The sequence below is a fragment of the Lapidilactobacillus concavus DSM 17758 genome, assembly GCF_001435835.1.
In the GTDB taxonomy this organism is placed as follows: domain Bacteria; phylum Bacillota; class Bacilli; order Lactobacillales; family Lactobacillaceae; genus Lapidilactobacillus; species Lapidilactobacillus concavus.
On the sequence record NZ_AZFX01000011.1, the window covers coordinates 20720 to 40874 of the forward strand.

Genomic DNA, 20155 nt, shown 5'->3' on the forward strand with positions numbered 1-20155 from the left:
TTGATCTTGAATCATTATTATTTCGCGAAAACGTTCTATTAAAATGTGACTGAAAAATGCCGTTTTTTTCAAAAAAAGTGAGGATAAAGTGTTGTATTATCAACGCTTTTACTGTATTATAGATAAAGTGCTTGTCATCAAGGGGCTACTATGCACCTGTGCAGGTACATTATTGAGGGCATTGATGTAGGAGGTTGCGACACACCCGGCCGCATTGCCACGACGGTTATGTCGGAAAATTTCTACTGAGCCTGTCCATTCATGTGACGAAAAGGAGGTAAATTCCATGGCAAAACAAAAGATTCGTATTCGGTTGAAGGCTTATGAGCACCGCATTTTAGACCAATCAGCTGAGAAGATCGTTGAAACTGCAAAACGTACTGGTGCTTCGATCAGTGGCCCAATTCCACTGCCAACAGAACGTAGCTTGTATACAGTGTTGCGTTCACCACATAAGTATAAGGATTCTCGTGAGCAGTTTGAGATCCGGACGCATAAGCGTTTGATCGATATTGTCAACCCATCTGCTAAGACGGTCGATGCTTTAATGAAGCTTGACCTACCAAGCGGCGTTGATATTGAGATCAAGTTATAATAAATTCAAAAAAATGGAGGTGTAGTCATGACCAGAAAAGGAATCTTAGGGAAAAAGGTTGGAATGACGCAAGTCTTCACCGAAAATGGTGAATTACTTCCTGTTACTGTTATCGAAGCTAGTTCAAACGTTGTTTTACAAGTTAAAACCGTTGAAAACGACGGTTACGAAGCAGTTCAGTTAGGTTATCAAGATGTACGTGAAGTCTTGTCGAACAAACCAGCTAAAGGTCATGCTGCTAAAGCAAACACGACTCCTAAGCGCTTCATTCGAGAAATTCGTGATGTTGAGCTAGGAGATTATGAATTAGGTTCAGAAGTTAAGGCTGATATCTTTGCTGCTGGCGAGTTAGTCGATGTAACTGGCATTACGAAAGGTCATGGTTACCAAGGTAACATTAAACGCTTTGGTCAATCACGTGGTCCTGAGACTCACGGTTCACGTTATCATAGAATTCCTGGTTCAATGGGTGCCATTATCAACCGTGTATTCAAAGGCAAGATGTTGCCAGGACGTATGGGTAATGATAAGGTAACGATTCAAAACCTTGAAGTTGTTCGTGTAGACACTGAACACAACGTGATCTTGATTAAGGGTAATGTACCTGGAGCTAAGAACTCATTTGTAACAATTAAATCTGCAGTTAAATCATTGAAGAAGTAATCGAGAAAGGAGGATTTAATCATGGCAAATGTCACACTTTATAAACAAAACGGAACTGAAAATGGCACAGTTGAATTAAACGATGCAATTTTCGGAATCGAACCAAACGAAAGTGTTATCTTCGACGCAATCATCATGCAACGTGCATCATTACGTCAAGGTACACATGCAGTTAAGAACCGTTCAGCTGTAAGCGGTGGTGGACGTAAGCCTTGGCGTCAAAAGGGTACAGGACGTGCTCGCCAAGGTTCTATCCGTTCTCCTCAATGGCGTGGCGGTGGTATTGTCTTCGGACCTACCCCAAGATCATACGCTTATAAGCTACCTAAAAAAGTACGGCGTTTAGCAATCAAATCAGTCCTTTCACAAAAGGTTATTGATGGTGATTTGATTGTTGTGGACGGATTGAACTTTGACCAACCTAAGACAAAAGCTTTTGCAGATGTTTTAGCTGGATTAAATGTCGCAACTAAGGCTTTGGTTGTGCTCGAAGCAGATAATGATTTTGCTGCTTTATCCGCACGTAATTTGCCAAATGTTTCTGTTGTTGAAGCTGAAGGTATCAACGTATTAGACGTTGTTAATAACCAGAAGTTGATCTTGACACAAGCCGCTCTTTCAAAAATTGAGGAGGTGCTTGGTTAATGGCAGCACATGACGTTATTATTCGTCCAATCGTGACTGAACAATCAATGGGCATCATGGACCAAAAGAAATATACTTTTGAAGTCGATGTTCATGCAAACAAGGTCACAGTTCGTCAAGCAATCGAAAAGATTTTTGGCGTTAAAGTTAAAGAAGTCAATATTTTAAATGTTCGTGGTAAGAAGAAACGCTATGGCCGGTATGAAGGCTACACTAAGAAACGCCGTAAAGCAATCGTTACTTTGACACCCGATTCTGATGAAATTAAGATTTTTGAAGACTAGTTCCTATCAAATATTAATAACAGGAGGGAATAAAATTGGCGATTGTTAAATACAAACCAACCAGCAACGGACGTCGTAATATGACTGGCTCGGATTTTGCCGAGATCACAAAAACGACTCCAGAAAAGACTTTGTTAGAATCACAAAGCCGCATTGCTGGTCGTAATGCACATGGTCACATCACGGTACGTCATCGTGGCGGTGGTCATAAACAGAAGTATCGTGTTATTGATTTCAAACGTAATAAAGACGATGTCAAAGCAGTTGTTAAAGCGATCGAATATGATCCAAATCGCTCAGCAAACATTGCATTATTACACTACGAGGATGGTATTAAAGCTTATATCATCGCGCCTAAAGGCTTAGAGGTTGGCACTGTTGTCGAATCTGGTCCTAATTCCGATATTAAACCAGGTAATGCTTTGCCACTTGCAAACATTCCTGTTGGTACATTAGTTCATAACATTGAATTGAAGCCTGGCAAGGGTGGACAACTTGTTCGTTCAGCCGGTACTTCTGCTCAGATTCTTGGACATGAAGCTAAGTACACTTTGATTCGTTTAACTTCCGGTGAGACTCGTATGGTTCTTTCAGCTGGTCGTGCGACAATCGGTGAAGTTGGTAATGAACAGCACGAATTGATCAATATTGGTAAAGCTGGTCGTAAACGCTGGTTAGGTTTCCGCCCAACAGTTCGTGGATCAGTTATGAACCCTAACGATCACCCACATGGTGGTGGTGAAGGTAAAGCACCTGTCGGTCGTCCATCTCCTATGTCACCATGGGGTAAGAAGACGATGGGTAAGAAGACACGTAATTCTAAGGCTCGTTCAGAGAAACTTATTATTCGTCATCGTAAAGGTAAATAAAACGTAATTACTAATCACGTTCAAGGGAGGTAACATAATGGGTCGTAGCCTTAAAAAAGGACCTTTTGCTGACGAGCATCTTTTGAAGAAGATTGCTGCACAGGCAGATAGTGAAAAGAAACAAGTTATCAAAACTTGGTCACGTCGTTCAACGATTTTCCCAAGTTTCGTTGGTTACACAATTGCAGTTTATGATGGTCGCAAACATGTCCCTGTCTTTGTTCAAGAAGATATGGTTGGTCATAAACTCGGCGAATTTGTACCAACAAGAACATTCCATGGCCATGGTAGTAACGATAAAAAGACGGCTGCAAAGTAGAAGGGAGAGATTAGTCGATGGCAGATCAAGTAACAACAGCAAGAGCAGAAGCAAGAACTGTTCGTATTGCGCCTCGTAAAGCTCGCCTGGTAGTCGATTTGATTCGTGGCAAAGAGGCCGCAGAAGCATTAGCTATTTTACAATTCACACAACGTGGTGCTTCACCCGTTGTCGCAAAAGTTTTAAAATCAGCAATTGCCAATGCAGAACATAACTATGATTTAGATGCACAAAATTTGTTTGTCAGTGAAGCGTACGTGAACGAAGGACCAACGCTTAAACGTTTCCGTCCTCGTGCTAAAGGTTCAGCTTCACCAATCAATAAACGTACAAGCCACATCGTTGTGGTTGTTAAAGAAAGAGAAGAATAGGAGGGAAAAACGTGGGTCAAAAAGTAAATCCGATCGGTTTTCGTGTTGGCGTTATCCGCGATTGGGATGCCAAATGGTATGCTGACAAAGAATATGCTGACTATCTTCATGAAGATTTAAGAATCCGTAAATATATTGCTAAGAAGTTAGCTGATGCTTCAGTTTCACAAATTGAAATTGAACGTTCAGCAAAACGTGTCAATGTTTCTATTCATACTGCTAAGCCAGGTATGGTCATTGGTAAAGGCGGCGCTGAAGTTGAAAACTTACGCAAGGCTTTGAATGATTTAACTGGTAAGCAAGTACACATCAACATTGTTGAAATCAAACAACCAGATCTAGATGCACAATTAGTTGGTGAGTCAATTGCTCGTCAATTAGAGGCTCGTGTTGCCTTCCGTCGTGCTCAACGTCAAGCAACACAACGTACAATGCGTGCAGGTGCTAAGGGGATTAAAACCCAAATTTCTGGTCGTTTAAATGGGGCTGATATGTCTCGTCGTGAATGGCATACAGAAGGAACTGTTCCTTTGCATACATTACGTGCAGACATTGATTACTCATGGAACGAAGCAACAACCACTTATGGTCAATTAGGTGTTAAGACTTGGATCTATCGTGGTGAAATTTTACCAGGTCAAAAGGTTGTTCGTGACGCTGATACTGGTGATAAGAACAATAACAAACGTGGCCGTCGTGATAATGGTCGTCGTGATAACAGAAGAGATAATAGAAGCGCGAAAGGAGGAAAATAATCAATGTTAGTACCTAAGCGTGTGAAACATCGTCGCGAGTTCCGTGGCAAGATGCGTGGAGCTGCAAAAGGCGGTAAGGAACTTAACTTTGGTGAATACGGATTACGTGCTCTCGAATCACATTGGATCAGTAACCGACAGATTGAAGCTGCCCGTGTTGCAATGACCCGTTACATGAAACGTGGCGGACGTGTCTGGATTCGTATTTTCCCACATAAATCGTACACTGCTAAAGGTGTCGGCGTACGTATGGGTTCTGGTAAAGGTGCACCAGCTGGCTGGGTAGCTCCTGTAAAACGCGAAAAGATCTTATTCGAAATTAGCGGTGTCTCTGAAGAAGTTGCTCGTGAAGCATTACGGTTAGCTTCTAATAAACTGCCAATCAAGACTAAGTTTGTAAAGCGCGAGGAAGTAGGTGGCGAAGCTAATGAAGACTAGTGAAATTAAAGAGTTAACCACTGCTGAAATGCTTGATAAAGAAAAGCAATATAAAGAAGAATTGTTCAACCTACGTTTCCAACAAGCAACAGGTCAGTTGGAAAATACCGCTCGTCTTAAGCAAGTTCGTAAAAACATTGCTCGTATCAAGACGGTTCTTCGTCAGCAAGAACTTGAAAAATAATCGGAAGGGAGATTTACAACTTGAGCGAAGAAACTCGTAATCATCGTAAGGTTTACCAAGGTCGTGTGATTTCCGATAAAATGGATAAAACAATCACGGTTTCGGTTGAAACATACCATACTCATCCTGTCTATGGTAAACGCGTTAAGTATTCGAAGAGATATTATGCGCATGACGAAAACAACGAAGCAAAAGTTGGCGATATTGTTCGGATCATGGAAACTCGTCCGTTATCTCGTTCAAAACGCTTCCGTTTATTAGAAGTTGTTGAAAAGGCAGTTATCATTTAAAGAACGTCAAGAATGACGAGAGGAGGAAACTAAAGTGATTCAACAAGAAAGTCGACTTAAAGTTGCTGATAATTCAGGTGCTCGTGAGATCTTGACAATTAAAGTTCTTGGTGGCTCCAATCGTAAGACTGCGAACATCGGTGATACAATTGTTGCTACTGTTAAACAAGCAACACCAGGTGGCGTTGTCAAAAAAGGCGATGTTGTGAAAGCTGTCATCGTACGTACGCGCTCAGGTGCACGTCGTGTAGATGGTTCATATATCCGTTTTGACGAAAATGCCGCTGTCATCATCAACCCAGACAAGAGCCCTCGTGGAACTCGTATTTTTGGGCCGGTTGCTCGTGAACTGCGTGATAACGACTTTATGAAGATCGTCTCATTAGCTCCGGAAGTTTTATAATAGTCAATCATTTCAAGTAGTCCATGAGGAGGTGCACATCAGACGATGTTCGTAAAAACTGGTGATAAAGTCAAAGTAATTAGCGGCAAGGACAAAGGTAAAGAAGGTAAAGTGCTTAAAGTACTTGCTAAGAAGGACCGTGTTATTGTCGAAGGCGTTAATGTTGCTAAGAAACATCAAAAGCCATCTAACGCTGATCCCCAAGGTGGAATCAAAGATCAAGAAGTTGCTATTCATGTCTCAAACGTCATGTTGATCGATCCTTCAACCAACCAACCAACACGTATTGGTTATCAGGTTGTTGATGGCAAAAAAGTTCGTGTTTCTAAAAAAACTGGCGAACCAATCGATAAAGTCGTAAAGACTGACAAGTAAGCAAGGAAGGGAGGATAACTCTTAAATGACGAGTCGCTTAAAAGAACGCTACGTTAAAGAAATCACACCTGCTTTAGTTGAAAAATTCAATTATGCTTCAGTAATGCAGGTTCCAAAGATTGAAAAAATCGTTTTAAATATGGGTGTTGGTGACGCCGTATCTAACTCTAAGAACTTGGATAACGCTGTTGAAGAATTAACACTTATTTCTGGTCAAAAGCCATTGATTACCAAAGCTAAGAAATCCATTGCCGGTTTCCGTTTGCGTGAAGGTATGTCAATTGGGGCTAAGGTTACCTTGCGTGGAGAACGGATGTATGACTTCTTAGATAAGTTGATCAACGTTTCGTTACCACGTGTCCGTGACTTCCATGGTGTCAGCACACGTTCATTCGATGGTCGTGGTAACTACACACTTGGTATCAAAGAACAATTAATTTTCCCTGAAATCGATTTTGATAAGGTTGCACGTGTTCGTGGTTTGGATATTGTGATTGTCACAACTGCCAATACTGACGAAGAGTCACGTGAACTCTTAACACAAGTCGGTATGCCATTTGCCAAATAAAGGAGGTCGAACAATTGGCTAAGAAGTCTTTAATTGCTAAGAATCATCGTCCCGCAAAGTTTTCAACGCAAGAATATACTCGTTGCGAACGTTGTGGCCGGCCACATTCTGTTTATCGTAAATTCAAGCTTTGCCGTGTTTGCCTTCGTCAATTAGCACATGAAGGCCAAATCCCAGGTATGAAAAAAGCTAGCTGGTAATTTAATTAGACAGGAAAGGGAGGTAAATTAATCAATGGTCATGACTGATCCAATTGCAGACTATCTAACACGTATTCGTAACGCCAACATGGTGCGTCACGATGCATTAGATGTTCCTGCCTCAAAAATCAAAAAAGACATCTCTGAAATTCTTAAACGTGAAGGTTTTATTCGCGATTATGAAGTTACAGAAGATGGCAAACAAGGTATGATTCGTGTATTCCTTAAGTATGGTCAGAATAAACAACGTGTTATTTCCGGCTTGAAGCGCATTTCAAAACCAGGTCTCCGTAGCTATGTCAAAGCTGACGATGTTCCTAAGGTATTGAACGGCTTAGGTATCGCAATCTTATCAACATCCGAAGGCGTTTTGACAGACAAAGAAGCACGTGCCAAGAACGTCGGCGGCGAAGTTTTAGCTTATGTATGGTAATCTCTAAAAGTTAGGAGGTGTTTCATTAAATGAGTCGTATTGGTAATAAAGTGATCGAGCTTCCAGCGGGAGTTACGGTGACGACAACCGAGGGAAATAAAGTAACGGTTAAAGGCCCAAAAGGTGAATTAACTCGTGTTTATGACCCAGCAATTACTATCAAAGAAGAAAATAATGTCCTTTCCTTTGAACGTCCAGATGACAGCTATAAGGCACTTCACGGGACAACTCGTGCCAATGTGTACAGCATGGTTATCGGTGTTACAGAAGGCTACGTCAAGAAGTTACAACTTGTTGGTGTTGGTTATCGTGCACAACTCAAAGGCAAGACATTAGTACTTAATGTTGGTTTCTCACATCAAGTTGAAGTTGAGGCTCCAGAAGGAATTACAATTGAAGTTCCTTCTAACACCGAAATTAACGTGAGTGGTATCAGCAAACAAAAAGTTGGCCAACTTGCAGCGGAAATTCGTGACATTCGACCACCAGAACCTTATAAAGGTAAAGGTATTCGTTACGTCGATGAATATGTTCGTCGTAAGGAAGGTAAGACTGGTAAATAGTTAATAATAATTTATGAGGTGAACATTGTGATTTCAAAACCAGACAAGAATAAGACACGGCAAAAGCGTCATACACGTGTTCGTGCCAAAATCTCTGGTACTGCAGAGCGCCCACGCTTGAATGTATTCCGTTCTAATAAAAACATCTACGCTCAATTAATTGATGACGTAGAGGGTGTAACGCTCGCAAGTGCCTCAACTCTTGACAAAGAGTTAAACGCAACAGGAACTAAAGTTGAAGAAGCACAACAAGTTGGCGAATTGATTGCAAAACGTGCGCAAGCTAAGAACATTACCGAAGTTGTCTTCGATCGTGGTGGCTATCTCTATCACGGCCGTGTTCAAGCTTTAGCTGAATCAGCTCGTGAAAACGGACTTAAATTCTAGAAAGGAGAAAACCACACATATGACTTTTATTGATCCAACTAACTTAGATTTAGAAGACCGCGTTGTTACGATCAACCGAGTTACTAAGGTTGTTAAAGGTGGACGCCGCCTTCGCTTCGCTGCAATTGTCGTTGTTGGCGATAAAGCTGGACACGTTGGCTTTGGTACAGGTAAAGCTCAAGAAGTTCCTGAAGCAATCCGTAAAGCCAGTGAAAATGCTAAAAAGAATCTGATCGAAGTTCCTATCGTTGGAACAACGATTCCTCATGAAGCTTTCGGTCACTTCGGTTCTGGTGTCATCATGTTGAAGCCAGCCGTTGAAGGTTCTGGTGTCAGTGCCGGTGGTGCCGTTCGTGCCATTATGGAATTAGGCGGTGTTGCCGATGTTACTTCTAAGTCATTAGGTAGTAACACACCAATCAACGTTATCCGTGCCACAATGGATGGATTGAAGCAGTTAAAGACTGCTGAGCAAATTGCTAGTCTACGTGGTATTTCTGCTCAAGACTTACAAAATTAGGAGGCTTTGTCGATGGCTAAGATTAAAATCACGTTAACACATAGTGCTGCACATCGCCTTCCTGCTCAAAGAAAGATCGTTAAAGAGTTAGGATTGGGCCGTATTAACAGTAGTGTTGTTAAACCAGACAATGCTGCAACTCGTGGCGCAATTTTTAAAATTTCTCACTTAGTTGAGATTGAAGAAGTACAAGATTAATTATCGATAAAATACAAGGAGGTGCTAGACTTCATGAACTTGCATGAATTGAAAGCTAGTGAAGGTTCCCGTCGTAATCGTAAACGCGTTGGTCGTGGTACTTCATCAGGTCAAGGTAAAACAGCTGGTCGTGGTCAAAAGGGTCAGTTAGCTCGTTCTGGTGGTAAGACACGTCTCGGTTTCGAAGGTGGACAAATGCCTTTGTTCCGTCGTATGCCTAAACGCGGATTCAAGAACGTCAACCGTAAAGAATATGCAGTTGTTAATCTTAACGACTTAAATCGTTTCGAAGACGGTGCAGAAGTAACAACTGAAGCATTGTTAAATGCTGGAATCATCAAGAAAGAACTTGATGGTGTAAAGCTCTTAGCTAATGGCGAGTTAACTGTTAAGGTTAACGTCAAAGTTGCTAAATATTCTGCAGCCGCAAAAGAAGCTGTTGAAGCTGCTGGTGGTTCAGTCGAGGTGATCTAATGCTTACGACATTACGTAACGCACTAAAGGTTAAAGAAATTCGCAAGAAGATTTTCTTTACACTCTTTGTCTTGTTGATTTATCGACTGGGCACACAAATCACGGTTCCTGGCGTTAATGCTGCGGCTTTAACAGAGGGAACTTCAGGATTAGTCGCCTTGTTAGATACAGTCAGTGGCGGTGGCTTGTCGAATTATTCATTATTTTCAATGGGTGTTTCGCCATTCATCACTGCACAGATCGTCATTCAACTTTTACAGATGGACATCGTGCCGAAGTTCGTTGAATGGAGTAAACAGGGTGAAGTTGGTCGTCGTAAGTTGAATCAAGCAACTCGTTGGTTAACCATTGTTTTAGCATTCGTTCAGTCAATTGGTATTACTGCTGGGCTTAACTATTTAAGTGGCAATGCTTTGGTTAAGAACTTGAGTCCTCAGACATTTATTGTCTTGGGTATCATTTTGACTGGTGGGACAATGTTGCTGACTTGGCTTGGTGATCAGATTACCGACAAGGGTGTTGGTAATGGTGTTTCAATGATTATCTTTGCGGGTATCATTGCTCGTCTCCCACAAGGAATTTACGAATTAGTTAACGACAATATTATTAATAATATTGGAACGAGTGATCTGACAATGGGAATTGTTTTCTTAGCCGTTTTGGTTATTGCAATTCTATTTATTGTTTACTGGGTTACCTTTGTTCAACAAGCTAATCGTAAAGTTCCAATTCAATATACACGCCGTGCCGCTGGTGGTGGTAGCGAAAGTTACTTGCCACTAAAGGTTAACGTTTCAGGTGTGATTCCCGTTATCTTTGCAAGTTCGTTTATTGTCACACCATCAACGATTCTGATGTTATTTCAACAGAATCATAGCGAAGATGGTTGGTTCCAAACGTTAAGTAATATCTTCAGTATGCAAACGACTGCTGGTTCATTAATCTATACAGTTTTAATCGTCTTGTTCACGTTCTTCTATGCTTTTGTTCAGGTTAATCCCGAAAAATTGGCAGAGAATCTACAAAAGCAAGGTGCTTACATTCCAAGTGTTTGGCCGGGTAAGGAAACGGAGAAGTATTTCTCTGGTTTACTCATGCGACTTTCGACAGTCGGTGCAATCTTCTTAGGTGCAGTTGCGTTGTTACCACAACTTGCTGCGAACCTCTGGGGATTACCTCAATCGATCGGTTTAGGCGGTACAAGTCTATTGATCGTTGTCGGAGTTGCATTAGAGACTTCACGGCAACTCGATGGGTTGATGATGAAGCGTCAATATGTTGGATTTATTCGTTAATTGGAGGGACACAAGGTGAACTTGATTTTGATGGGATTGCCTGGGGCCGGTAAAGGAACTCAAGCAGAAAAAATTGTTGATAGTTATCATTTAGCACATATTTCAACTGGTGATATGTTTCGTGAGGCAATGGCTGAAGGAACTGAGATCGGTTTGGAAGCTAAAAAGTTTATCGACAATGGCAATTTAGTTCCAGATGAAGTGACCAATGCAATCGTTAAAGAACGATTGCAAAAACCTGACACCAATGTTGGGTATATGTTAGACGGTTTTCCAAGAACAATTGCACAGGCGGAAGCACTTGAAAAAATTGCTTCTGAACTGGATAAACCAGTTGACGCGGTGATTAACATCGATGTTGATCCTGCTGTCTTGGTGGATCGTCTCTCTGGCCGATTCATTTGTCGGACATGTGGCGCAACTTATCATAAGTTGTACAATCCGCCAAAGGTTGAGGGGACTTGTGATCGTTGCGGCGGTCATGATTTCTATCAACGCGAAGATGATAAGCCAGAGACGGTCAAGAATCGTCTGGCTGTTAATATTAAAATGAATACACCGTTACTTGATTTTTATCGGGGTAAAGGTTTACTTTATACCGTTAATGGTGAACAAGATATTGATCTGGTTTTTGATGAAATTAAGTTGATTTTGTCAAAGTTAAACTAACTCTTGGTTCAGTGGTATAAGGTAAAGATAAGTTCTTGGCAATCACAATGAGTCTGTGGTAAACTTAGGCGTTGTTATTGCCAAGTGAGTGATATCTATCCTCACTGTTTTTCTGTATCCACTTGTTTAACCAATTAGGAGGAATATTTTTTTGGCAAAAGATGACGTAATTGAAATCGAGGGAACTGTTACTGACACACTTCCTAATGCAATGTTTAAAGTTGAATTAGAGAATGGTCACTCTGTGCTGGCACATGTTTCTGGTAAGATCAGGATGCATTACATTCGTATACTTCCTGGCGATAAAGTTACAGTCGAATTATCACCGTACGATCTCACCAAAGGCCGTATTACTTACCGTTATCGTTAGTAAGTAGTATTCTATTGGTTTCGTATTAAATCAGGAGGCTTATAATAATGAAAGTTAGACCATCCGTAAAGCCAATGTGTGAACATTGTAAAGTTATTAAGCGCAAAGGTCGCGTTATGGTTATTTGCTCTGCAAATCCAAAGCACAAACAACGTCAAGGTTAATAGGAGGTGTTACTAAATGGCTCGTATCGCAGGTATTGACTTGCCCCGTGAGAAGCGCATTGTCATTGCATTAACATATATTTATGGTATTGGTGACACAACTGCTCACAAAATTTTAAGTGCCGCTGGTGTTTCTGAGGACGTTCGTGCTAAAGACTTAACATCAGATCAAGAAGACAAGATTCGTGCGGAAGTTGATAAGGTCCGTGTTGAAGGTGATTTACGTCGTGAAGTTACGCGTGATATCAAACGTCTTCAAGATATTGGTTCTTATCGTGGAATCCGTCATCGTCGCGGATTACCTGTTCGTGGTCAAAACACGAAGAATAATGCACGTACGCGTAAAGGTCCTAAGGTCTCTATCGCAGGTAAGAAGAAATAATAATTTTAGATAGGAGGTAAATGAATTCATGGCAGTTCGTAAAGGAACACGTAAACGTCGTGTGAAAAAGAATATTGAAGCCGGCGTTGCACACATTCATTCAACGTTTAACAACACTTTAGTAATGATTACTGATCCTCAAGGCAATGCTGTTGCATGGTCTTCTGCTGGTGCGCTTGGATTCAAAGGTAGCCGTAAATCAACACCGTTTGCTGCGCAAATGGCCGCTGAAGCTGCTGCTAAAGAATCTATGGAACATGGTATGAAGTCTGTTGAAGTTGCTGTTAAAGGTCCTGGTTCAGGTCGTGAAGCTGCAATTCGTTCATTACAAGCTACTGGTTTAGAGATCAGTGCTATTCGTGATGTTACACCTGTGCCACATAACGGATCTCGTCCTCCAAAGCGTCGTCGTGTTTAGTGGCCGTTGTTCACATTCAGCGTTGTTATAATTACGTTTTGAAGCAACACACGACACACACGTTTTGAAAGGGGTAAAGATTGAATGATCGAATTTGAAAAACCGAACATTACAAAGGTTGATGAGAGCACCAACTATGGTAAGTTTGTGATTGAACCGCTAGAACGTGGTTATGGTACTACGCTCGGCAACTCATTAAGACGGATTTTATTGTCGTCTTTACCTGGCTCTGCTGTCTCAAGTATTCAAATTGATGGTGTATTGCACGAATTTTCAACCATCGATGGGGTCATGGAAGATGTCACCCAGATTATTCTGAATATTAAAAAAATTGCATTCAAGAATCACTCGGAAGAGCAGAAGGTTGTTGAAATTGATGTAGATGGCCCAGCGACAGTTACTGCTGCGGATATCAAAGGTGACGACGATGTTGAAGTTCTGAATCCAGAACAATACATTTGTTCAATCGCTGAGGGTGGCCATGTACACATGCAAATGACACTCAGTAATGGACGTGGATACGTTCCTGCTGACCAAAACAAATCCGGCGACATGCCGATTGGCGTTATTGCAATTGATTCAATTTTTACCCCAATCAACCGAGTCAATTATCAGGTCGAAAGTACCCGTGTAGGTAAACGTAATGACTTTGATAAATTAACATTAGATGTTTGGACGGATGGATCGATTTCTCCACGTGAAGCAATTAGTCTGGCTGCAAAAATTCTTTCAGATCACTTAAGCATTTTCGTTAATCTTTCTGATGGAGCGAAGAATACTGACGTGATGGTTGAAAAAGAAGAAACGCAGAAAGAGAAGAAGCTTGAAATGACGATTGAAGGATTAGATCTGTCAGTTCGTTCTTATAATTGCTTGAAGCGTGCCGGCGTCAACACCGTTCAAGAATTAACTAATAAGTCTGAAGCAGATATGATGAAAGTTCGTAATCTTGGTCGCAAATCTCTTGAAGAGGTTAAAGCTAAGTTACATGATCTTAATCTGTCATTACGTTCAGAAGAATAATTTTGATTAAAAGGAGGTAAATTCATGAGTTATCGTAAATTAGGTCGTGCCTCAGCACCTCGTAAGGCTATGTTACGCGATTTAACAACCGATCTGCTGATCAATGAACGAATTGAAACAACTGAAACCCGTGCCAAAGAAATTCGCCGTTCTGCCGAAAAGATGATTACTTTAGGTAAACGCGGAGATTTACATGCACGTCGTCAAGCTGCTGCTTATGTTCGCAATGAGATTGCTGACATTCGTGAAGAAGGCGAAGATGTCATCGTTCAATCAGCTTTACAAAAGTTGTTCAGCGACATTGCACCTCGTTATGCAGACCGTAATGGTGGCTACACTCGCATCTTGAAAACCAGAGTACGTCGCGGTGATGGCGCACCAATGGTTATTATCGAATTAGTTTAGTATTGCACGATTAATTTCGGCCAATTTTCATTTCGCAGATGTGAGTGCGAGCGTTACGATGATGGGAACCCACCAAGTCTAGCTTAGGAATTGATTCGTCGATTCCCCGTCTGTGAATGATTATTGTACATAGATTGAATGGAGAGGCCAAGCAATGAGATTGTTTGGTCTCTTTTTTGCGCCTATTTATGGTAGAATATTAGCATGATTATTCTAAGAAGGTTCGTGAAAAATGAAGTTGACACCAATTATTGAGGTAAGAGATGTGACTTACCGTTATCCCTATGCTGAACAACCTGCATTGGATCAGATTAGTCTGCAGATGATGCCGAATCAGTGGATTGCCATCGTTGGTCATAACGGCAGTGGTAAGAGCACACTGGCTAAAACTTTTAATGGCCTAATTGAGCCTCAGTCTGGCGAAATCTATTTCGACGGACAGTTATTGACTGAGGAAACTGTTTGGGATGTTCGTGGCCAACTTGGCATCGTGTTTCAAAATCCAGATAATCAATTTGTTGGTGCGACAGTTGCTGATGATGTTGCTTTTGGTATGGAAAATAATGGGATTCCTCGTGATGAAATGCTTGTACGTGTTGAGGCCGCATTACGTCAGGTACGGATGTGGGACTATCGTCATCAAGAACCCGCGCGATTGTCTGGCGGTCAGAAGCAACGGGTTGCGCTTGCGGGGGTGCTTGCACAACGTCCTAAGGTTATCATCTTGGATGAGGCAACGAGCATGTTGGATCCGCAGGGACGAAGCGAAATTATCGACTTGATGTCTCAATTGCGGGCAGCTGGAGATTTTACGATTATTTCAATTACGCACGATGTTGATGAAGCTGCATTGGCGGATCAAATCTTTCTAATTGATGATGGTCACTTGATCATGCAGGGGGCTCCTGACGAGTTCTTTGCGAAGTCTGATGAATTACACGACCATGGTCTAATTGAGCCACTCAGCGAGCAAATACGGGGTAAATTAGTGGCCTCTGGTATTAACCTATCGAATAAATATTTGGATGAAAACCAATTGGTGGATGAATTATGGACATTACATTTGAACATGTAGATTATACTTATCAGCCCAATTCGCCGCTGGCAACGTTAGGCTTAAAAGATATTAACCTCACTTTTAAGAGTGGGTCGTACACTGCCATTATTGGTCAAACTGGGAGCGGCAAGTCGACGCTATTACAACATTTAAACGCGTTGATTCGCCCAAGTGCAGGACGTGTTGTCATCGGTGAGCAAGTTGTCACCCCGGCAACCAAAAACAAAGAACTATATCATTTGCGCCGACGCGTTGGGCTGGTGTTTCAATTTCCTGAGAGTCAACTTTTCGAAGAGACTGTTCTGAAAGATGTGGCTTTTGCCCCAAAGAATTTCGGTAAGTCGGAGGCTGAGGCCAATGAGATTGCCCGTGAAACGCTGAGACTGGTCGGCATTGATGAACAATTAGAAGATAAAATGCCATTCGACCTATCCGGTGGACAGATGCGGCGCGTGGCGATTGCTGGCGTCTTGGCGATGCAGCCCGAAGTTTTAGTTCTGGATGAACCGACTGCCGGGTTGGACCCAATAGGGCGCGAACAAATCATGCAGTTGTTTGAAAGAATCCATCGGGAACGCGGCATCACGATTATCTTGGTGACTCATCAGATGGACGATGTCGTGAGCTATGCCGATCAAGCGGTGGTGATGGCGCACGGTGAGGTTGCTAAAGTGGGTACGCCCGCCGAAGTGTTTGCCGATTTAAATTGGTTAACCGCACATAATCTTGAATTGCCGAGCACCGGGCGTTTTGTTCAACGTTTGCAACAAAAAGGATTTCATTTCGATCAGATGCCGCTGACAGTCGATGAATTATTAACGGCAATTAAGCCGCAACTGAAACGGGGGGCGCACGTTGGATAAATTGATTTTTGGACGTTATTACCCCGGAGATTCATTTGTGCACCGATTGGACCCGCGTTTGAAGCTGATCGTCAATATTTTATTTATTGTCGTGATTTTTTTCTTGAAGAATTGGTATGATTATCTGATCTTGGGAAGTGTGGTTCTGCTCGGAGTGATCTTCTCTGGTGTTTCGATTCGCTTCTTCCTAAAGGGATTGCGACCGATGTTGTGGTTGATTCTGTTCACAGTAATTCTTCAGTTGTTCTTCACGAGCGGCGAGACGGTTTATTGGCAATGGGGTTGGTTAGTGATTAGTCGCGAAGGTTTGATCAATGCGACTTATATTGCCTTGCGTTTCCTCTTGATCATCTTCATGTCGACATTATTGACGTTGACGACCCAACCACTTGCAATCGCAGACGGCTTAGAATATTTGATTCGCCCGTTGAAAGCAATTAAGCTTCCGGTGAATGATGTGGCGTTGATGTTATCGATTGCGTTACGCTTTGTGCCCAAGTTGATGGATGAAACGACGAAGATTATGAATGCGCAACGTGCGCGTGGCGTTGATTTCAATAATGGCAGCCTCTTCAAACGTGTGAAGGCATTGATTCCATTGTTGATTCCATTGATGATGAGTAGTCTGGACATTGCCACTGATTTGACCACGGCGATGATTTCGCGCGGGTATCGTGATGGGGAAGGGCGTAGTCGTTTTCGCATTCTAAAATGGCGTCAACGTGACAGTTGGACGTTATTGGGCTTCGTGATCGTTTCGATTGCAGTCATGATTTAAGCAGTCAAAGAAAAAAGGAAGTTAAATTGATGCCTCGTTATAAAGTTACTGTTGCCTATGATGGCACGAAGTTTTCTGGATTTCAAAGTCAACCTGATCAACGCACTGTTCAAGGCACTCTCGAAGCCGCCCTTACTAAGATGAATAAGGGGGGCTTCATTCGTGTGTATGGCTCTGGTCGAACGGATGCTGGTGTTCACGCATTAGGGCAAGTGATTCATTTCGATTATCCCAAAGAAATTCCTGCGCGTAATCTATTGTTAGCACTGAATAGTCTCTTACCGCTGGACATGGAAGTCGTGGCAAGTGAACGACCGGTTGCTGATTTCCACGCGCAGTTCGATACGATTGCCAAGTGTTATCGTTATCGGGTCAGCAGAGGACGTTTTACGAATCCTTTCAAACGTTTCTACACAGGACACTATCCTTATCCAATCGATGTCAGACGCATCGAGACAGCCTTGTTGGACCTGTTAGGTGAACATGACTTTACGAGTTTTGCGGCAAGTGGTGGTGTGATCAAAAATAAAGTTCGAACAATTTATGCAGCGACGCTAACTGTTGATGAAGCACAAAATGAATTGATTTTCGAATTCACTGGAAATGGGTTTCTGTATAATATGGTGCGGATCCTCGTTGCGACGCTGTTGGAAATTGGCAATGGTCGCCGCGACGTTCATGATTTTCGCCGACTATTTGAAGTCAAGGATCGACAACAGGCACGTGGTACAGCACCGGCGAGTGGTCTTTATCTAAAAAAAGTTTACTATCCGGGCGATGAGGCTGCCTTAGATCAAATTAAAATGATATAATAAAGAACATTGCTACATTTGATAAAAAGTTTCGAAAAAAGTGTCAATCAGGCGTGTTAGTCATTGACTTTAGGCCAAAATTTAGGTAGACTGGTTCTTGGTATTTGTTTGCCCCACGATAGGCCCCGGAAACTTATTGAGTGTCAAACAAAATTATTTATGGAGGAATTTATCGTGCGTACAACCCCTTTAACAAAGCCAGCTGACGTCGAACGCAAATGGTATGTCGTAGATGCAACAGATATTGCATTAGGTCGCTTATCTGCTGTTGTGGCTTCTATTCTACGTGGAAAGAACAAGCCAACATTCACACCAAACGTCGACACTGGTGATAACGTCATCGTAATCAACGCTTCAAAAATCAAATTAACTGGTCATAAGGCAACAGACAAGTTGTATCAACATCATAGTGATCATCCCGGTGGGTTAAAAACTCGCACTGCTGGTGAATTACGCGAAAACGATCCTGTTCGTTTGCTTGAACTTTCGATCAAAGGTATGCTTCCAAAGAATACTTTAGGTCATCACGAGTTCATGAAGTTGCATGTTTATGCAGGTGAAGAACACGAACAACAAGCACAAAAACCAGAAGTCTTGGACTTAACCAAGTTAATTTAGGGAGGAAATTATAGTGGCACAACAAGTTGTTTATAATGGCACTGGACGTCGTAAAGATTCAGTTGCGCGTGTTTTCCTCGTTCCTGGAACAGGTAAAATCACGATCAACAACCAACCAGCTGAAGAGTATGTTCCTTTTGCTAGCTTAATTTTAGATATGAAACAGCCATTAACTTTGACTGAAACTGAAAACAGCTATGACGTTAACGTTAACGTTCATGGTGGTGGTTTTGCAGGCCAAGCCGGCGCAACTCGCCATGGTATTGCGCGTGCATTATTAACCGTTGATCCTGATTTCCGTGGCGTTCTCAAACGTGCGGGCATGTTAACACGTGACCCTCGTATGAAAGAACGTAAGAAACCAGGTCTTAAGAAAGCTCGTAAAGCTTCACAATTTTCAAAACGTTAATATCCAGATATATCAACGTTTACAAGGCATCCACATTTTTGTGGGTGTCTTTTTTTGTAGAAATTCCCACCAAAGTCCCCACCGAATCCCCACGACCATTTTTATTTAAATTATCATAGGCAAAGTTAGCTGGTGTCAAATCCACAACATTATTTGCATTAACATAAACACGAGTTGTTCCAATATTCGAATGGGTTAGTGCTTCTGAAATTTTTTCAAGTGACATACCATGAAGTTTAGCTAAAGTTGCCGTTGTATGACGCAGTTTATGGGGAGAGCAAGGTTTTAAATTAGGATGACGGTGGTGAATAGATTTCATCCGATAATTTAAATAATCTGTATGAAGTCGTTGATTTAAATTACCTTGTCGATCACAATAAGTAAATAAGAATTGATCTCGTGTCTGCTTAATATTTAATTCCGCAAGCCCGTTTTTCTGTCGCTGTTTCCATTCGATCAGCATTCTCTCTAAATGATCAGGCAGTGAGAATTGCGTATTTTTATTTCCTTTTGTATTTTTAACATTACCGAATTTGTCTAGTGCTTGAGTGAGATAGATGGTCTTGTTGTTAAAATCAGCGTGTTTCCATTACAATGCGTACGTTTCTGATTTTCGATCAGATAAGAAGAAAGTTGTCCAGAATAACGTATAATCTTGATATGAAAGTGATCCATTATCCAAGTCTTCTTGAACAGCCTGAAACCATGCCATTAGCTCGGTGTCAGTAAGGTATTTATCTTCATCACATTTTTCAGTTTTTAAATGATTTTTCTTGATGGCTTTTACTTTTCTAAGACTTTTGCTAAGTCGGTTAGACTCGATATACTCATACTCTTCTGCTAAGTCGAATACCTGATTCACATAGCTACGAATAACTTTAAAATTAGCATATTCTTTTGCCTTCGCATTCATTTTTTGGATGACGAATTGGCGGTGCTGATTAAGATAATTAAGTGAATAAGCTCCAAACATTGGCAAAATATGAAGCCTAAAAAGATCTTCGGTATTTTGAATGGTTACAAGGCTAGGTGGTTGCGTGTAAGAACTTGTTAAGCCACTTTTATAATCATCTAACCAGACGTCCTTGTAAAAGTCCTTAAAAAGAGCTTCACCGCCCAATTCAAAAGAACTGATACTGTTGTTGTTTCTGAACTTGATAATCCTGTTTTCGAATTCAAGTTCGGCTTGTTTGGCCTCCTTTCTCGTTTTAAAAATTTTATCGTAGTCAGGATTCGATAGACCAAGAGATTGCATGATATCAATAGGATACTTTTTCCTAACACGATAAGTATTATTTTTTGTTCCCGAATTGTCAAATCAAGTGCAACACTTTCGACCTATTCTTAGTTATTGGTCT

Annotated in this window: 35 protein-coding genes and 1 pseudogene; 35 read left to right on the forward strand and 1 reads right to left on the reverse strand. The window is 41.6% G+C overall.

Annotated elements, in window-relative coordinates; all coding sequences use genetic code 11:
* The first annotated feature begins 286 nt into the window (after positions 1-286).
* The 35 genes from rpsJ to rpsI all read left to right on the forward strand — a co-directional run bounded on the left by rpsJ (position 287) and on the right by rpsI (position 18797).
* Entirely contained in the window at positions 287-595 is a 309-nt protein-coding gene (gene rpsJ, locus FC15_RS02060; protein WP_057756711.1) for a 30S ribosomal protein S10, read from the forward strand.
* Positions 596-622: 27 nt separating this feature from the next.
* Positions 623-1258, forward strand: a complete 636-nt coding sequence (gene rplC, locus FC15_RS02065; protein ID WP_057823512.1) for a 50S ribosomal protein L3 — start codon at positions 623-625, stop codon at positions 1256-1258.
* A gap of 21 nt (positions 1259-1279) precedes the next feature.
* Positions 1280-1903 carry a 50S ribosomal protein L4 gene (gene rplD, locus FC15_RS02070; protein ID WP_057823514.1) on the forward strand — a complete coding sequence of 208 codons (624 nt, stop codon included), beginning with the start codon at positions 1280-1282 and terminating at the stop codon, positions 1901-1903.
* The gene (gene rplW, locus FC15_RS02075) at positions 1903-2187 is read left to right on the forward strand and encodes a 50S ribosomal protein L23 (protein ID WP_057823516.1); all 285 of its coding nucleotides are present in this window, start codon (positions 1903-1905) and stop codon (positions 2185-2187) included. The genes rplD and rplW overlap by 1 nt, the downstream gene beginning before the upstream one ends.
* A 35-nt stretch (positions 2188-2222) precedes the next feature.
* Positions 2223-3056: a 50S ribosomal protein L2 gene (gene rplB / locus FC15_RS02080; RefSeq protein ID WP_057823519.1), complete on the forward strand. Its 834-nt coding sequence runs from the start codon at positions 2223-2225 to the stop codon at positions 3054-3056.
* Between the two features lie 37 nt (positions 3057-3093).
* Positions 3094-3375 carry a 30S ribosomal protein S19 gene (rpsS, locus tag FC15_RS02085; RefSeq protein ID WP_057823521.1) on the forward strand — a complete coding sequence of 94 codons (282 nt, stop codon included), beginning with the start codon at positions 3094-3096 and terminating at the stop codon, positions 3373-3375.
* 17 nt (positions 3376-3392) lie between these two features.
* On the forward strand, positions 3393-3746 hold the full coding sequence (rplV, locus tag FC15_RS02090) for a 50S ribosomal protein L22 (protein WP_057823523.1): 354 nt from the start codon (positions 3393-3395) through the stop codon (positions 3744-3746).
* A gap of 11 nt (positions 3747-3757) precedes the next feature.
* Positions 3758-4501: a 30S ribosomal protein S3 gene (rpsC, locus tag FC15_RS02095; RefSeq protein ID WP_057823525.1), complete on the forward strand. Its 744-nt coding sequence runs from the start codon at positions 3758-3760 to the stop codon at positions 4499-4501.
* A gap of 3 nt (positions 4502-4504) precedes the next feature.
* Positions 4505-4939, forward strand: a complete 435-nt coding sequence (gene rplP, locus FC15_RS02100; RefSeq protein ID WP_057823527.1) for a 50S ribosomal protein L16 — start codon at positions 4505-4507, stop codon at positions 4937-4939.
* Positions 4929-5123, forward strand: coding sequence for a 50S ribosomal protein L29 (rpmC, locus tag FC15_RS02105; RefSeq protein WP_057823530.1), 195 nt, complete (start codon positions 4929-4931; stop codon positions 5121-5123). The genes rplP and rpmC overlap by 11 nt, the downstream gene beginning before the upstream one ends.
* A 20-nt stretch (positions 5124-5143) precedes the next feature.
* Positions 5144-5413, forward strand: a complete 270-nt coding sequence (rpsQ, locus tag FC15_RS02110) for a 30S ribosomal protein S17 (protein ID WP_057823532.1) — start codon at positions 5144-5146, stop codon at positions 5411-5413.
* Between the two features lie 34 nt (positions 5414-5447).
* Positions 5448-5816: a 50S ribosomal protein L14 gene (gene rplN, locus FC15_RS02115; protein WP_057823533.1), complete on the forward strand. Its 369-nt coding sequence runs from the start codon at positions 5448-5450 to the stop codon at positions 5814-5816.
* Positions 5817-5861: 45 nt separating this feature from the next.
* Positions 5862-6191 carry a 50S ribosomal protein L24 gene (gene rplX / locus FC15_RS02120; RefSeq protein ID WP_057823534.1) on the forward strand — a complete coding sequence of 110 codons (330 nt, stop codon included), beginning with the start codon at positions 5862-5864 and terminating at the stop codon, positions 6189-6191.
* Between the two features lie 25 nt (positions 6192-6216).
* On the forward strand, positions 6217-6759 hold the full coding sequence (gene rplE / locus FC15_RS02125; RefSeq protein ID WP_057823537.1) for a 50S ribosomal protein L5: 543 nt from the start codon (positions 6217-6219) through the stop codon (positions 6757-6759).
* A gap of 14 nt (positions 6760-6773) precedes the next feature.
* Complete coding sequence (locus FC15_RS02130) at positions 6774-6959, forward strand: type Z 30S ribosomal protein S14 (RefSeq protein ID WP_057823539.1); 186 nt, start codon at positions 6774-6776, stop codon at positions 6957-6959.
* Positions 6960-6993: 34 nt separating this feature from the next.
* Positions 6994-7392, forward strand: coding sequence for a 30S ribosomal protein S8 (gene rpsH / locus FC15_RS02135; RefSeq protein WP_057823541.1), 399 nt, complete (start codon positions 6994-6996; stop codon positions 7390-7392).
* Between the two features lie 29 nt (positions 7393-7421).
* Positions 7422-7955: a 50S ribosomal protein L6 gene (rplF, locus tag FC15_RS02140; protein ID WP_057823544.1), complete on the forward strand. Its 534-nt coding sequence runs from the start codon at positions 7422-7424 to the stop codon at positions 7953-7955.
* Positions 7956-7973: 18 nt separating this feature from the next.
* Positions 7974-8342, forward strand: a complete 369-nt coding sequence (gene rplR / locus FC15_RS02145; RefSeq protein ID WP_057823546.1) for a 50S ribosomal protein L18 — start codon at positions 7974-7976, stop codon at positions 8340-8342.
* A gap of 19 nt (positions 8343-8361) precedes the next feature.
* On the forward strand, positions 8362-8862 hold the full coding sequence (rpsE, locus tag FC15_RS02150; RefSeq protein WP_057823548.1) for a 30S ribosomal protein S5: 501 nt from the start codon (positions 8362-8364) through the stop codon (positions 8860-8862).
* Between the two features lie 12 nt (positions 8863-8874).
* A complete protein-coding gene (gene rpmD / locus FC15_RS02155; protein WP_057823550.1) occupies positions 8875-9060 on the forward strand; it encodes a 50S ribosomal protein L30 in 186 nt (61 codons plus the stop codon).
* A 33-nt stretch (positions 9061-9093) separates the two neighbouring features.
* The gene (gene rplO / locus FC15_RS02160; RefSeq protein ID WP_057823552.1) at positions 9094-9534 is read left to right on the forward strand and encodes a 50S ribosomal protein L15; all 441 of its coding nucleotides are present in this window, start codon (positions 9094-9096) and stop codon (positions 9532-9534) included.
* Entirely contained in the window at positions 9534-10829 is a 1296-nt protein-coding gene (gene secY, locus FC15_RS02165) for a preprotein translocase subunit SecY (RefSeq protein ID WP_057823554.1), read from the forward strand. Before rplO ends, secY begins: the two co-directional genes overlap by 1 nt.
* A 15-nt stretch (positions 10830-10844) precedes the next feature.
* On the forward strand, positions 10845-11498 hold the full coding sequence (locus FC15_RS02170; protein ID WP_057823556.1) for an adenylate kinase: 654 nt from the start codon (positions 10845-10847) through the stop codon (positions 11496-11498).
* Positions 11499-11649: 151 nt separating this feature from the next.
* Positions 11650-11868 (forward strand): translation initiation factor IF-1, encoded by a 219-nt coding sequence (gene infA, locus FC15_RS02175; RefSeq protein WP_057823558.1) that lies wholly within the window; start codon positions 11650-11652, stop codon positions 11866-11868.
* A gap of 47 nt (positions 11869-11915) precedes the next feature.
* Complete coding sequence (gene rpmJ, locus FC15_RS02180; RefSeq protein WP_057823560.1) at positions 11916-12032, forward strand: 50S ribosomal protein L36; 117 nt, start codon at positions 11916-11918, stop codon at positions 12030-12032.
* A 16-nt stretch (positions 12033-12048) separates the two neighbouring features.
* Positions 12049-12414, forward strand: a complete 366-nt coding sequence (gene rpsM / locus FC15_RS02185) for a 30S ribosomal protein S13 (RefSeq protein WP_057823562.1) — start codon at positions 12049-12051, stop codon at positions 12412-12414.
* Positions 12415-12442: 28 nt separating this feature from the next.
* Entirely contained in the window at positions 12443-12832 is a 390-nt protein-coding gene (rpsK, locus tag FC15_RS02190) for a 30S ribosomal protein S11 (protein WP_057823564.1), read from the forward strand.
* Positions 12833-12916: 84 nt separating this feature from the next.
* Positions 12917-13855, forward strand: coding sequence for a DNA-directed RNA polymerase subunit alpha (locus tag FC15_RS02195; RefSeq protein ID WP_057823566.1), 939 nt, complete (start codon positions 12917-12919; stop codon positions 13853-13855).
* Positions 13856-13879: 24 nt separating this feature from the next.
* On the forward strand, positions 13880-14260 hold the full coding sequence (gene rplQ, locus FC15_RS02200) for a 50S ribosomal protein L17 (RefSeq protein WP_057823567.1): 381 nt from the start codon (positions 13880-13882) through the stop codon (positions 14258-14260).
* Between the two features lie 238 nt (positions 14261-14498).
* Positions 14499-15335, forward strand: coding sequence for an energy-coupling factor ABC transporter ATP-binding protein (locus tag FC15_RS02205; protein ID WP_083479052.1), 837 nt, complete (start codon positions 14499-14501; stop codon positions 15333-15335).
* Positions 15311-16180, forward strand: coding sequence for an energy-coupling factor ABC transporter ATP-binding protein (locus FC15_RS02210; RefSeq protein WP_057823572.1), 870 nt, complete (start codon positions 15311-15313; stop codon positions 16178-16180). Before FC15_RS02205 ends, FC15_RS02210 begins: the two co-directional genes overlap by 25 nt.
* On the forward strand, positions 16173-16958 hold the full coding sequence (locus tag FC15_RS02215; protein ID WP_057823574.1) for an energy-coupling factor transporter transmembrane component T family protein: 786 nt from the start codon (positions 16173-16175) through the stop codon (positions 16956-16958). The genes FC15_RS02210 and FC15_RS02215 overlap by 8 nt, the downstream gene beginning before the upstream one ends.
* A 29-nt stretch (positions 16959-16987) precedes the next feature.
* Complete coding sequence (gene truA / locus FC15_RS02220) at positions 16988-17770, forward strand: tRNA pseudouridine(38-40) synthase TruA (protein ID WP_057823576.1); 783 nt, start codon at positions 16988-16990, stop codon at positions 17768-17770.
* A 174-nt stretch (positions 17771-17944) separates the two neighbouring features.
* Positions 17945-18388: a 50S ribosomal protein L13 gene (gene rplM, locus FC15_RS02225; RefSeq protein ID WP_057823578.1), complete on the forward strand. Its 444-nt coding sequence runs from the start codon at positions 17945-17947 to the stop codon at positions 18386-18388.
* A 13-nt stretch (positions 18389-18401) separates the two neighbouring features.
* Positions 18402-18797: a 30S ribosomal protein S9 gene (gene rpsI, locus FC15_RS02230; protein ID WP_057823580.1), complete on the forward strand. Its 396-nt coding sequence runs from the start codon at positions 18402-18404 to the stop codon at positions 18795-18797.
* 19 nt (positions 18798-18816) lie between these two features.
* Here rpsI and FC15_RS02235 read toward each other — a convergent pair.
* Positions 18817-20061 (reverse strand): annotated as a pseudogene (locus FC15_RS02235) (tyrosine-type recombinase/integrase).
* Positions 20062-20155: the final 94 nt, after the last annotated feature.